Consider the following 13,668-nt stretch of genomic DNA (forward strand, 5'->3'; position numbering starts at 1 on the left):
GTTACATTCCGAACCCGGAAGCTAAGCCTTACAGCGCCGATGGTACTGCAGGGGGGACCCTGTGGGAGAGTAGGACGCCGCCGAACAATTATTGACAGGGCTGGACCCGTAACTTCGGTTACGGGTCCAGCCCTTTTTTGTTCTCCGTCACTTGAAGTTCACGTTGCGCGATCAGCATCCAGAGCATGGGTACTGCCGCAATGCTCAGGGCCGCCGGTGTCGGACTCGGTGACGAAGTCGTCGTGCCGGCCTTCGGAAACGTCGAGGTCGCCGAGGCCGTGGCCAAAGCCGGGGCGCTGCCGGTGTTCGCCGACATAGATCCGGTCAGCTACTGCCTCGATGCCTCCGCTGTCGAAGCGGCGGTGACCCCGCGGACCGCGGCCGTCGTCGTGGTCCACCGCTTCGGGCGGCTCGCCGATATCGCGCGGCTGCACACGCTGGGAGCGCGGCACGGGCTGCTCGTGCTGGAGCAGGGGGAGTCCGAGGCACCGTACGACGAGATAGCCCAGCGCAGGGAGCGGGCGGCTTATCTCCATGCGAAGTTGAGGGGCGTGCGGACGCCGGACGACGGTGACGGACACACGTATCAGCAGTACGTCGTGCGCGTTCCGGGCAATGGAAGGCCGGATCGGGACGCTTTCGCGCGGGCTGTGCGGGGGCGGGGAGTCGAGTGCCGGGTACCGGTGAAGACTCCGGTACATCGACTGCCCGAATTCCGGCGGTGTGTTTCCCTCCCGGAGACGGAGCGGGCTGCCGACGAGACGCTCGCCCTGCCGGTGGACGCGACCCTGACCAAGCGGGACATGCAACGCATCGTGTCCGCCTGTAATGCCCTTGGAGGGCTTCTCCAGCCCGCTTTCTGACGTGGTTGGGAGCACGGGTCTGTTCGGGGTATGATCTATCCCGTTGCCGCGCGGGAAACTCCGCAAAGCGACAGGCCCCTATAGCTCAGTCGGTAGAGCGTCTCCATGGTAAGGAGAAGGTCAACGGTTCGATTCCGTTTGGGGGCTCCAGCAGAAAAGGCCCCACCCTCACGGGTGGGGCCCTTTTCATGTCCTAGTCCTTGTGGAGGCCCGGGACGCGCATCGCCAGGATCGCCATGTCATCGGACGGGGCGTCCGAAGCGAAGCGTTCCACCGCACGCATGATGCGGGCCGCGACCGCGCCGGCCGTGAGGCCCGTGCAGGTCGTCAGGACGTCGGCGAGGCCGTCGTCGCCCAGCATGCGGGCGCCTTCGCGGCGTTCGGTGACGCCGTCCGTGACGCACAGCAGGACGTCACCCGGGTCGAGCGTGACCGTCTGCTCGTAGAGCTCCAGGTCGTCGATGACACCGAGGAGCGGCTGGGGTTCGGCTGCCGGTTCCACCGAGCCGTCCTGGCGCAGGCGCAGCGGGAGCGGGTGGCCGGCGCAGACGACCTTCAGTTCGGCGCTGCCGTCCTCCTGGGGTCGCATCTCGCCGTAGAGGAGGGTGAGGAAGCGGCTGCGGGCGCCTTCGTCGAGGATGGCGGAGTTCAGGCGTTCCAGGACCGCCGGGCCGCTGAGGCCCTCGCGGGCCAGGAGGCGCAGGGCGTGGCGGGCCAGGCCCGTGACCGCGGCCGCGTTCGGGCCCGTACCGCAGACGTCGCCGATGGCGAAGCCGTAGGCGCCGTCGCGGATGGGGAAGACGTCGTAGAAGTCGCCGCCGACTTCGTTGCCCTCGCCGGCGGCGCGGTAGATGACCTCGACCTCGACTCCCTCGATCGTGGGGAGTTCCGGGGGGAGGAGGCTGCGCTGGAGGGACTGGCTGATGGCCGTGCGCTCGGAGTAGAGGCGGGCGTTGTCCAGGGCCAGGGCAGCGCGGCGGGACAGGTCCTCGGCGAGTTCCAGGATCTCCTGGCGGAAGTGCTCGTCGGTCGGCTTGCCGAGGGTCAGCATGCCGATGACGCGGTTGCGGGCGACCAGGGGGAGGACGACCGTCTCGCCGCCCACCGCGGAGGCCGTGGCGAGGGTCGGGCCGATGCCGGGGGTGACCTGGTGGGTGGGGCCGCCACTGAGGCCGAGGCTGCGCATGGAGCTGCGCAGGGCCGCCTGGTGTGCCACCTCGGCGGGGGCCGTCCAGACGCGGGCGCCCGGGGCGGGGACGGGGTCGGGCGGGGGGACCTTCGACAGCAGGGACTTGATGCCGTCGATGAGTTCCTCGTCCTCGTGCAGGACGTACGAGAGGTAGGGCTCGGAGGCCTGGTGGGCGATCGTGTAGACGGCGCACCAGGTGGCGAGGGTGGGGACCGTCATCTGGGCCATCAGGGCCAGGGTCTGGTCGCGGTCCAGGGTGCCGGCCAGCAGGTCGGAGGCCTCGACCAGGAAGTTCAAGGAGCCGCGGCGCAGGCGCTCCAGTTCGCCGAGGCGGGCCGATTCGACGGCGAGTGCGATGCGGTCGGCGGCGAACTGGAGGCGCAGGGCTTCCTCGTTCGAGTATCTCCCGGGGGCCTCGGCGGCGACGCCCAGCGAGCCGGTGAGGCGGCCCTCGACCTTCAGCGGGACCGTGACGACCGAGCGCATGCCCGTGCCGTTCAGCAGCGGCACCGCGCCGGGGACCGCGGTCAGGTCGTCGTGGACGGCCGGCATGCGGGCGGAGCCGTAGCGGCCGGAGCCCGCCTCGACGGGGACGCGGGCGAAGCGCTGGCGGGCGGAAGGCAGGCCCGTGGAGGCGCGGACCTCCAGTTCCGTCTCGTCATCGGTGGCCAGCAGGAGGAACGCGGAGTCGCCGTCGAGCATGTCGCGGGCGCGTTCGACCGTGCGCTGGAGAAGGCCGTCGAGGTCGTCCGGGGCGGGGTAGCCGATGAACACCTCGAAGGGGTCGGTGCTCTGGCCCTCGGAGGTGGTGCCGGTGTCGGAGGCGGGGACACGCAGGGGTGTCTGGAGAACGGCCCGTTCGTGGTCCCGTACCAGGAGGCACACGGTTGACGGTTCGCCGCCGGTGTCGCGCACGCGCAGGTGGGAGGCGTAGACGGGGGTCACGCGGCCGTCGGCGGCGCGGATGCCGTAACTGCCTTCCCAGCGGGAGAGCGTCAGTGCCTCCGCGATGCCGGTGCTGGTGCCCGGGGTGTGCGGCCAGGCCGCGAGGTCGGTCAGGGGCTTGCCGGTGACCTGCTCGGCCGGGTAGCCGAAGAGGTCCTCGGCGTCCTCGTTCCAGGCGGTGATGTGGCCGGTGCGGTCGATCTGGACGACGGCCACGCGGACCCGGCCGTCGGCGAGGGGGAGGAGGTCGGCGGGGAGGGCCGGGCCGGCCGCTCGGGTGCCCACGGCCCGGGCCGGGAGGTCGAGTTGGAACCAGACGGTCTTGTGGGTGGGGGTGTACTCGACGCCCCAGCGGCCGGCGAGGGCCGCGCACAGCTGGAGGCCGCGTCCGCCCTCGCGGTCGGGGCTGCCCATGTTGATCGCCGAGGCCTGGAGCGGGATCTCACGCTCGGGGTACCGGTCGGCCACCTCGACGCGCACTCCCTCGTCGGTGCGCAGGCAGAGCAGGTCGGCGGAGGTGCCGGCGTGGACGACGGCGTTGGTCACCAGTTCGCTGGTGAGAACGACGGCGTCGTCGACGATGTCCGCGAAGCCCCAGCCCTGGAGGGTGTCGCGGACGAAGGAGCGGGCGCTCGCGACCGATCGCCCGACGGGCTCGAAACTGGCGGCCGCGCGCGCGGTGATCACAGAACTCCTCGACCGGTTCTCGACGTGCTGGGCTGCGTGGCCGACCGGCTCGCGCCGCTGTTGCGGCAGGCCGCCCGTCGGCCGGGGGTCCGGGGGCTGTCCCCCAGGGATCAGTCCGGTGGTCATGTGTGCGGCCGCCCCTCCGATGCCCGCTCGTCTTCGTGCCACCGCCCAGGCCGGACGAACCGGCGCGGCTGGACAGCCGGATGCAAGGTTACTTACCTTCGCGGTCCATGCGGATGCCGGTCTGCAGTGTTTCCGTCCGGAGGGTGTGCGGACGATGTGCGAAGCTGCCGAACTGTTATGGCCTGGTTCGGGCAGGGTGAAACACTGGGCAAGCTTCTTGTGAAAGTCCGGGCAGGCTGAATGCCGTCTGCGTACGGGGGGCAGCAGCCCCCTGGGCACGGCCTGGTATGCAGGGCGGAGAATACGCAGTAGTAACCGGTACGCCGAGCGTGGTACCCCAGCACAGCAGTGATGGTCGACCCCTGCGGGAGGGACACAGTGGAGTCTGGCGCAGCGACGCGTGGCAAGAGGACGCGCGCGAAAGGCGGACAGTCCCCGAGCAACCAGGGAAAAGTGCGCAGCGGCACGACTGAGGTGGACACTGCGGCCCTGAACCGGCTGATGGTCGCCCTGGTGGCGATGCGGGACGGCAACTTCCGCAAGCGCCTCACGGTGTCCGGGGACGGCGTGATGGCCGAGATCGCGGCGGTTTTCAACGAGGTGGCCGACCGTAATCTGCATCTGACGGGTGAGCTCTCGCGGGTGCGGCGGATGGTGGGCCGGGAGGGCAAGCTCACCGAGCGGCTGGAGACGGGGGCGTGCGAGGGCTCCTGGGCGACCGCGATCGACAACTCGAACGCCCTGGTGGACGACCTGGTGCGGCCGGTCTCCGAGGTCAGCCGGGTGCTGTCCGCGGTGGCCGAGGGTGATCTGTCGCCGCGCATGGAGCTGCGCACGCAGGTGCCGGATGGGAACGGGCAGCCGTTGCGCGGCGAGTTCCTGAAGGTCGGGCGGACCGTCAACAACCTGGTCGACCAGCTGTCGACGTTCACCGACGAGGTCACGCGGGTGGCCAGCGAGGTGGGCACCGAGGGCAAGCTGGGCGGGCAGGCACGCGTGCGGGGCATGTCGGGTTCCTGGCGGGACCTGACGGACTCCGTCAACACGATGGCGAACCGGCTCACCGCTCAGGTGAGGGACATCGCGCTGGTGACGACAGCGGTCGCCAAGGGTGACCTGTCGCGGAAGGTCACGGTCCAGGTGGCCGGCGAGATGCTGGAGCTGAAGAACACCGTCAACACGATGGTGGACCAGCTGTCGGCGTTCTCCTCCGAGGTGACCCGGGTGGCCCGTGAGGTGGGCACCGAGGGCGCGCTGGGCGGCCAGGCGCAGGTGCCGGGCGTCGCCGGTGTGTGGAAGGAACTCACCGATTCGGTGAACACCATGGCCGGGAACCTCACAGCCCAGGTCCGTGGGATCGCGGAGGTGACGACCGCGGTCGCCAACGGTGACCTGTCACGCAAGGTGACGGTGCCGGCGCGCGGTGAGGTCGCGCAGCTCGCCGACACGATCAACCAGATGACCGAGACGCTGCGGATCTTCGCGGACGAGGTCACGCGCGTGGCCAACGAGGTCGGGGCCGAGGGGCAGCTCGGCGGTCAGGCGAACGTGCCGGGTGCGGCGGGGACGTGGAAGGACCTCACCGATTCGGTGAACACGGTCTTCCGGAATCTGACCACTCAGGTGCGGGACATCGCCGCCGTGACGACGGCCGTGGCCAATGGTGATCTGTCGCAGAAGGTCACCGTGGACGTGGCCGGCGAGATGCTGGAGCTGAAGAACACCGTCAACACGATGGTCGACCAGCTGTCCGCCTTCGGTGCCGAAGTGACCCGTGTGGCCCGCGAGATCGGTGTCGAGGGTGAGCTGGGCGGTCAGGCGCAGGTGCCGGGTGTGGCCGGGACGTGGAAGGACCTGACGGACTCCGTCAACACGGCGTTCCGGAACCTCACCGGACAGGTGCGCAACATCGCCCAGGTGACGACGGCGGTGGCCAACGGTGACCTCTCGCAGAAGGTGACGGTCGACGTCTCCGGCGAGATGCTCAAGATGAAGAACACCGTGAACACCATGGTGGACCAGCTGTCGAGCTTCGCCGACCAGGTGACCCGGATGGCCCGCGACGTGGGCACGGAGGGCCGGCTCGGCGGTCAGGCCCGGGTGGACGGCGTGTCCGGCACGTGGAAGGAGCTCACCGACTCCGTCAACTCCATGGCCGGGAACCTCACCTCCCAGGTGCGCAACATCGCGCAGGTGACGACGGCCGTGGCCCGGGGCGATCTGTCGCAGAAGATCGACGTCGACGCGCGCGGGGAGATCCTGGAGCTGAAGAACACCATCAACACGATGGTGGACCAGCTCTCGGCCTTCGCCGATCAGGTGACCCGGGTCGCCCGTGAGGTGGGTACGGACGGGCGGCTGGGCGGTCAGGCGCAGGTGCCCGGGGTCGCCGGTGTGTGGCGCGACCTGACGGACTCCGTGAACGGCATGGCCGGGAATCTCACCGCGCAGGTGCGCAACATCGCGCAGGTGGCGACCGCGGTGGCCCGGGGTGACCTGTCCCAGAAGATCACCGTGGACGCGCGCGGGGAGATCCTGGAGCTGAAGAACACCCTGAACACGATGGTGGACCAGCTGTCGTCGTTCGCCCAGGAGGTCACGCGTGTGGCCCGTGAGGTGGGTACGGAGGGCATCCTGGGTGGCCAGGCCGAGGTGCAGGGCGTCTCCGGCACCTGGAAGGACCTCACCCAGTCCGTGAACGGCATGGCGAACAACCTGACCATTCAGGTCCGCAACATCGCCGAGGTCACGACGGCGGTCGCCCGGGGCGATCTGTCGAAGAAGATCACCGTCGACGCCAAGGGCGAGATCCTCGAACTCGTCACGACCGTCAACACGATGGTGGACCAGCTGTCCTCCTTCGCCGAGCAGGTGACCCGGGTGGCCCGTGAGGTGGGCACCGAGGGCATCCTCGGCGGCCAGGCGCACGTGCCGGGTGTCACGGGCATCTGGAAGGACCTGAGCGACAACGTCAACCTGATGGCCAAGAACCTCACCACTCAGGTGCGGAACATCTCCCAGGTCTCGGCGGCGGTCGCCAACGGCGACCTGACGCGGCAGGTCACGATCGAGGCGCGCGGTGAGGTCGCGCAGCTCGCCGACACCATCAACACGATGGTGAAGACGCTGAGTTCGTTCGCCGAGCAGGTCACCAAGGTGGCCCGTGAGGTGGGCACGGACGGCATCCTCGGCGGTCAGGCGCACGTGCCGGGTGTGGCCGGTACGTGGAAGGACCTCACCGAGTCCGTGAACCAGATGGCGTCCAATCTGACCGGCCAGGTGCGCAACATCGCCATGGTGACCACGGCCATCGCCAAGGGTGACCTGACGAAGAAGATCGACATCGACGCGCGCGGGGAGATCCTGGAGCTGAAGACGACCATCAACACGATGGTCGACCAGCTGTCGTCCTTCGCCGAGGAGGTCACCCGCGTCGCCCGCGAGGTGGGTACGGAGGGACAGCTCGGCGGCCAGGCACGCGTGCGTGACGTCGACGGCACGTGGCGGGACCTGACCGAGTCCGTGAACGAGATGGCCGGGAACCTGACCCGGCAGGTGCGTGCCATCGCGCGCGTGGCGACCGCGGTGACCCGGGGCGATCTGAATCTGAAGATCGACGTGGACGCGTCCGGGGAGATCCAGGAGCTCCAGGACTACATCAACAAGATGATCGCCAACCTGCGCGACACCACGATCGCCAACAAGGAGCAGGACTGGCTCAAGGGCAACCTCGCCCGGATCTCCGCGCTGATGCAGGGCCGCCGTGACCTGGAGGACGTGGCCTCGCTCATCATGAGCGAGCTGACGCCGGTGGTCTCGGCGCAGCACGGTGCGTTCTTCCTGGCGATGCCGCTGGTCGACGGCGAGGACATGAACGCCGCCGACGACGACCAGTACGAGCTGCGCATGCTCGGCTCGTACGGCTACTCGATGGGCTCCATGCCTACGTCTTTCCAGCCCGGTGAGGCGCTGATCGGCACGGCCGCGACGGAGAAGCGCACGATCCTGGTGGAGAACGCGCCCAGCGGCTACCTGAGGATCTCCTCGGGGCTCGGTGAGGCGCCGCCCGCGCAGGTGATCGTGCTGCCGGTGCTGTTCGAGGGGAAGGTGCTCGGCGTCATCGAGCTGGCGTCCTTCACGCCGTTCACACAGATCCAGAAGGACTTCCTCAACCAGATCGCGGAGATGATCGCCACCAGCGTCAACACCATCTCCGTCAACACCAAGACCGAGTTGCTGCTGGCGCAGTCGCAGGAGCTGACCGAGCAGCTGCGTGAGCGCTCCGCCGAGTTGGAGCAGCGGCAGAAGGCCCTCCAGGCGTCCAACGCCGAACTGGAGGAGAAGGCCGAGCTGCTGGCCCAGCAGAACCGCGACATCGAGGTGAAGAACACCGAGATCGAGGAGGCGCGGCAGGTCCTGGAGGAGCGCGCCGAGCAGCTCGCGGTGTCGATGCGCTACAAGAGCGAGTTCCTGGCGAACATGTCGCACGAGCTGCGTACGCCGCTCAACTCGCTGCTGATCCTGGCCAAGCTGCTCGCCGACAACGCGGAGGGGAACCTCTCCCCGAAGCAGGTCGAGTTCGCCGAGACGATCCACGGGGCCGGTTCCGACCTGCTCCAGCTCATCAACGACATCCTCGACCTGTCGAAGGTCGAGGCGGGCAAGATGGACGTCTCCCCGACGCGGATCGCGCTCGTCCAGCTCGTGGACTACGTGGAGGCCACCTTCCGGCCGCTGACCGCGGAGAAGGGCCTGGACCTGTCCGTACGGGTGTCGCCGGAGCTGCCGGCGACGCTGCACACCGACGAGCAGCGGCTGCTGCAGGTGCTGCGCAACCTGCTGTCCAACGCGGTGAAGTTCACCGACTCCGGGTCGGTGGAGCTGGTCATCAGGCCGGCGCGGGACGACGTGCCGCAGAAGATCCGGGAGCAGTTGCTGGAGACCGGGTCGCTGACCGACCCGGACGCCGAGCTGATCGCGTTCTCCGTGACCGACACCGGGATCGGCATCGCGTCCAGCAAGATGCGGGTGATCTTCGAGGCGTTCAAGCAGGCCGACGGCACGACCAGCCGCAAGTACGGCGGTACGGGTCTCGGGCTGTCCATCTCGCGGGAGATCGCCCAGCTGCTCGGCGGTGAGATCCACGCGCAGAGCGAGCCGGGCCGCGGCTCGACGTTCACGCTGTACCTGCCGCTGCACCCCAGCGAACTGCCGCCGCAGGGCTACCAGCAGCAACTGCCGTCCCTGGAGGCCGGTGACCTGATGGCCTCGACGTCGGACCTGTCCGAGCTGTCCGAGGTCGAGGCCGAGACCCCGGCCGAGGTCAAGTCGTACCGCGAGACGCAGAACGGACCGGCCGCCCTGTTCCGGCGGCGGCGCAGGATGCCGGAGCTGGCTCCGCGCCCGGCGCAGCCCGAGCAGTGGACGCCGGCGGAGCAGGAGGCGGCGCCGAAGCCGCGGCGCGGCATCCGGTTCGGCGGCCAGAAGGTCCTGATCGTCGACGACGACATCCGCAACGTCTTCGCGCTGACCAGCGTCCTGGAGCAGCACGGCCTGTCCGTGCTGTACGCGGAGAACGGCCGTGAGGGCATCGAGGTCCTGGAGCAGCACGAGGACGTGGCGGTCGTCCTGATGGACATCATGATGCCGGAGATGGACGGGTACGCGACGACCACGGCGATCCGCAGGATGCCGCAGTTCGCCGGGCTGCCGATCATCGCGCTGACCGCGAAGGCGATGAAGGGCGACCGGGAGAAGGCGATCGAGTCGGGCGCATCCGACTACGTCACGAAGCCGGTCGACCCCGATCACCTGCTGACGGTGATGGATCAGTGGATGCGAGGGGAATGAGGGGAACGTTGGACCCTTACGCAACGTTGGCGGGAAGGTTCGGTGTTCACACGGAGTTGCGAACTCAGTGTGCGCATAGTCGTGTAGAAGTACGAGATCTGGGGAACCTTCTGGTCTCCTGCTGCGTTTCTGCTACGTGCACAGTGACATCCCGGTGACAGGGTGTGGCGACAGGCGGGGTGCGGCTACGATGACCGGCACAAGGACGGGCGGCGCAAGGGAGTCGTCCGCTGGGGCGGCACCCACCGGTGCGACCCCAGGTCCTGCGGACAGGGGAGGCCCCACGCCGGGGCGAGGAGGGCGGGCCATGGTGCAGAAGGCCAAGATCCTCCTGGTCGATGACCGGCCGGAGAATCTGCTTGCGCTGGAGGCGATCCTCTCTGCGCTCGATCAGACGCTGGTGCGGGCATCGTCCGGGGAGGAAGCGCTCAAAGCGCTGCTCACGGACGACTTCGCGGTCATTCTGCTGGATGTCCAGATGCCGGGCATGGACGGCTTCGAAACAGCCGCGCACATCAAGCGGCGGGAGCGGACCCGGGACATCCCGATCATCTTCCTCACCGCGATCAACCACGGGCCGCACCACACGTTCCGGGGTTATGCGGCGGGCGCGGTCGACTACATCTCCAAGCCGTTCGACCCGTGGGTGCTGCGCGCGAAGGTCTCCGTCTTCGTCGAGCTGTACATGAAGAACTGCCAGCTGCGTGAGCAGGCGTCGCTGCTGCGGCTCCAGTTGGAGGGCAACGGCAAGGATACGGACGGCGAGGCCAAGGAGTCGGCCGGGCTGCTCGCCGAGCTCTCCGCGCGGCTCGCGGCCGTCGAGGAGCAGGCCGAGGCGCTGACCAAGCAGCTCAACGACGACTCCACGGACGCGGCGGCGGTGGCCACGGCGGCTCATCTGGAGCGCAAGCTCACGGGGTTGCGGCGGGCGCTGGACGCGCTGGAGCCGGGCACCGGAAGCACGTCGTCGGTCTCCTCGCAGAACTGACGCCCGAGCAGGCGTGGTTGCGCGCCGATGAGCCCGCGTCAGTTCTGTGCCTCTCCCGGAGCGACACGAACGGGTGAAGCCGTAGGCACACGTGTCCCTACTCGTCTCCCCCGGTAACCTCACACCCATGGCCTCACGTCCCTCCGCAGCCAAGAAGCCGCCCGCGAAGAAGGCGGCCGGTTCGGCGAAGGCTCCGGCGAAGAAGGCCGCTGCCAAAAAGGCGCCCGCCAAGAAGGCCGCGGCGAAGAAAGCCGCGCCCAAACCGGCTCCGAGCCCCACCGGGGGCATCTATCGGCTCGTGCGCGCCCTGTGGCTCGGGGTCGCACATGCCGTCGGCGCCGTGTTCCGCGGCATAGGGCAGGGCGCCAAGAACCTCGACCCGGCACACCGCAAGGACGGCGTCGCCCTGCTGCTGCTCGGCATCGCGCTGATCGTCGCCGCGGGCACCTGGGCCGATTTGAAGGGCCCCGTGGGTGACCTGGTCGAGATCCTGGTGACCGGTGCCTTCGGCCGGCTCGACCTGCTCGTGCCGATCCTGCTCGCCGTCATCGCCGTGCGCTTCATCCGCCACCCGGAGAAGCCCGAGGCCAACGGACGCATCGTCATCGGCCTGTCCGCGCTGGTCATCGGCGTGCTCGGCCAGGTCCACATCGCCTGCGGCGCACCCGCGCGCGGCGACGGCATGCAGGCCATAAGGGCCGCCGGCGGCCTGATCGGCTGGGCCATGGCGACCCCGCTGTCGTACGCCATGGGCGACATGCTCGCCGTGCCGCTGCTCGTGCTGCTGACGGTCTTCGGGCTGCTGGTCGTCACGGCCACCCCGGTCAACGCCATCCCGCAGCGGCTGCGGCAGGCCGGGGTACGGCTCGGGATCGTCCGCGACCCGGCCGAGGACGAGTTCGGCTTCGCCGAGGACGACGAGCGCTACGACGAACAGTGGCGGGAGGCGCTGCCGGCGCGCCCGCGCGGCAGGCGTACGCCGGCGCCCGCGGCGTACGACCCCGACAGCGCCGAGCAGGAGGCGCTCTCCCGGCGTCGCGGCCGTCCCCGGCGGTCCGCCGTGCCGCAGCCCGACATGGACCGGCCCATGGACGCCGTGGACGTCGCCGCTGCGGCGGCCGCCGCGCTGGACGGCGCCGTGCTGCACGGGATGCCGCCCTCGCCGATCGTCGCGGACCTCACCCAGGGCGTGACCGTCGGGGACCGCGAGCCCACCACGCCGACGCCCGTCCCGGCAGCCCGGCCCCAGCAGGAGAAGCTCAAGCAGGACCAGCCCGAGCAGGAGAGGCCGAAGGCGGGCGTCCGCGACCTCACCAAGTCCCCGCCCGCCAAGCCCCGCGACCTGCCCCCGCGCGCGGAACAGCTCCAGCTGTCCGGGGACATCACGTACGCCCTGCCGTCCCTCGACCTCCTCACGCGCGGGGGCCCCGGCAAGGCGCGCAGCGCCGCCAACGACGCCATAGTCGCCGCGCTGACCAACGTCTTCACCGAGTTCAAGGTGGACGCCAGCGTCACCGGCTTCACGCGCGGGCCGACGGTCACGCGCTACGAGATCGAGCTCGGCCCGGCCGTGAAGGTCGAGCGGATCACCGCACTGGCCAAGAACATCGCCTACGCCGTCGCCAGCCCGGACGTGCGGATCATCAGCCCGATTCCCGGCAAGTCCGCGGTCGGCATCGAGATCCCGAACACCGACCGGGAGATGGTCAACCTCGGTGACGTACTGCGGCTCGCGGAGTCCGCGGAGGACGACGACCCGATGCTGGTGGCCTTCGGCAAGGACGTCGAGGGCGGCTACGTCATGCACTCGCTGGCGAAGATGCCGCACATGCTGGTCGCCGGCGCCACCGGCTCCGGCAAGTCGTCCTGCATCAACTGCCTGATCACATCGATCATGATGCGGGCGACCCCCGAGGACGTCCGGATGATCCTCGTCGACCCCAAGCGGGTGGAGCTGACCGCCTACGAGGGCATCCCGCACCTCATCACCCCGATCATCACCAATCCCAAGCGGGCCGCCGAGGCGCTCCAGTGGGTCGTACGCGAGATGGACCTGCGCTACGACGACCTGGCCGCCTACGGCTACCGGCACATCGACGACTTCAACAGGGCCGTGCGCGAGGGCAAGGTCAAGCCGCCCGAGGGCAGCGAGCGCGAGCTCCAGCCGTATCCGTATCTGCTGGTCATCGTCGACGAGCTCGCCGACCTGATGATGGTCGCGCCGCGGGACGTCGAAGACGCGATCGTGCGCATCACGCAGCTCGCGCGCGCGGCCGGCATCCATCTGGTGCTGGCCACACAGCGGCCGTCGGTCGACGTCGTCACCGGCCTGATCAAGGCCAACGTGCCGTCGCGGCTGGCCTTCGCCACGTCGTCCCTCGCCGACTCGCGGGTCATCCTCGACCAGCCGGGCGCCGAGAAGCTCATCGGCAAGGGTGACGGGCTGTTCCTGCCGATGGGCGCCAACAAGCCGACCCGTATGCAGGGTGCCTTCGTCACCGAGGAGGAGATCGCGGGCGTCGTCCAGCACTGCAAGGACCAGATGGCGCCCGTCTTCCGTGACGACGTCACCGTCGGGACCAAGCAGAAGAAGGAGATCGACGAGGACATCGGCGACGATCTCGACCTGCTGTGCCAGGCGGCCGAGCTGGTCGTCTCCACGCAGTTCGGGTCGACGTCCATGCTCCAGCGCAAACTGCGCGTCGGCTTCGCCAAGGCCGGGCGGCTGATGGACCTCATGGAGTCCCGGAACATCGTCGGGCCGAGCGAGGGTTCGAAGGCTCGTGACGTTCTTGTGAAGCCTGATGAGCTGGATGGCGTGCTCGCGCTGATCCGGGGGGAGTCTGAAGGGTAGGGAAGCGGGTCACGGCCGCCACGCCGAGTCGTACTGCAATCGGGTGTCCGGATCGTGACTCAGCTGTAAGGGATCCTTGAGCAACCGTTTCCCTTCGGCGTACGTCAAGTTGGGGGAAGCGAGAAACAGCTTCCCCACCATCGGAATGTCGGGCCATTCCGATGGC

At 69.1% G+C, this 13,668-nt stretch carries 5 protein-coding genes, 1 tRNA gene and 1 rRNA gene; 6 read left to right on the plus strand and 1 reads right to left on the minus strand.

The genetic code is table 11. The annotated features are described in order from the left end of the window. From rrf to AC07F0_RS17940, 3 genes are all read left to right on the plus strand, one after another. A 5S ribosomal RNA gene (gene rrf / locus AC07F0_RS17930) occupies positions 1–86 on the plus strand; the annotation flags it as partial. 114 nt (positions 87–200) lie between these two features. After that, on the plus strand, positions 201–863 hold the full coding sequence (locus AC07F0_RS17935) for a DegT/DnrJ/EryC1/StrS family aminotransferase (RefSeq protein WP_478980429.1): 663 nt from the start codon (positions 201–203) through the stop codon (positions 861–863). A 74-nt stretch (positions 864–937) separates the two neighbouring features. Then, positions 938–1,013: transfer RNA gene (locus AC07F0_RS17940), tRNA-Thr, on the plus strand. A 43-nt stretch (positions 1,014–1,056) separates the two neighbouring features. On the opposite strand, the gene AC07F0_RS17945 is transcribed toward AC07F0_RS17940, so the two are convergent. Then, a complete protein-coding gene (locus AC07F0_RS17945) occupies positions 1,057–3,810 on the minus strand; it encodes a SpoIIE family protein phosphatase (RefSeq protein ID WP_478979934.1) in 2,754 nt (917 codons plus the stop codon). A gap of 378 nt (positions 3,811–4,188) precedes the next feature. Here AC07F0_RS17945 and AC07F0_RS17950 point away from each other — a divergent pair, with 378 nt between their 5' ends. From AC07F0_RS17950 to AC07F0_RS17960, 3 genes are all read left to right on the plus strand, one after another. After that, positions 4,189–9,660 carry a HAMP domain-containing protein gene (locus tag AC07F0_RS17950; RefSeq protein WP_478979936.1) on the plus strand — a complete coding sequence of 1,824 codons (5,472 nt, stop codon included), beginning with the start codon at positions 4,189–4,191 and terminating at the stop codon, positions 9,658–9,660. 307 nt (positions 9,661–9,967) lie between these two features. Further along, complete coding sequence (locus tag AC07F0_RS17955) at positions 9,968–10,648, plus strand: response regulator (RefSeq protein WP_478979938.1); 681 nt, start codon at positions 9,968–9,970, stop codon at positions 10,646–10,648. 127 nt (positions 10,649–10,775) lie between these two features. Beyond that, positions 10,776–13,502 (plus strand): FtsK/SpoIIIE family DNA translocase, encoded by a 2,727-nt coding sequence (locus tag AC07F0_RS17960; protein WP_478979940.1) that lies wholly within the window; start codon positions 10,776–10,778, stop codon positions 13,500–13,502. Positions 13,503–13,668: the final 166 nt, after the last annotated feature.

The organism is Streptomyces sp. NPDC045955, assembly GCF_056430805.1.

Coding starts and splice junctions, on each gene's coding strand:
- AC07F0_RS17935 (WP_478980429.1), top strand. CDS start 201: ATGCTCAGGGCCGCCGGTGTCGGACTCGGTGACGAAGTCGTCGTGCCG.
- AC07F0_RS17945 (WP_478979934.1), bottom strand. CDS start 3,810: ATGACCACCGGACTGATCCCTGGGGGACAGCCCCCGGACCCCCGGCCG.
- AC07F0_RS17955 (WP_478979938.1), top strand. CDS start 9,968: ATGGTGCAGAAGGCCAAGATCCTCCTGGTCGATGACCGGCCGGAGAAT.
- AC07F0_RS17960 (WP_478979940.1), top strand. CDS start 10,776: ATGGCCTCACGTCCCTCCGCAGCCAAGAAGCCGCCCGCGAAGAAGGCG.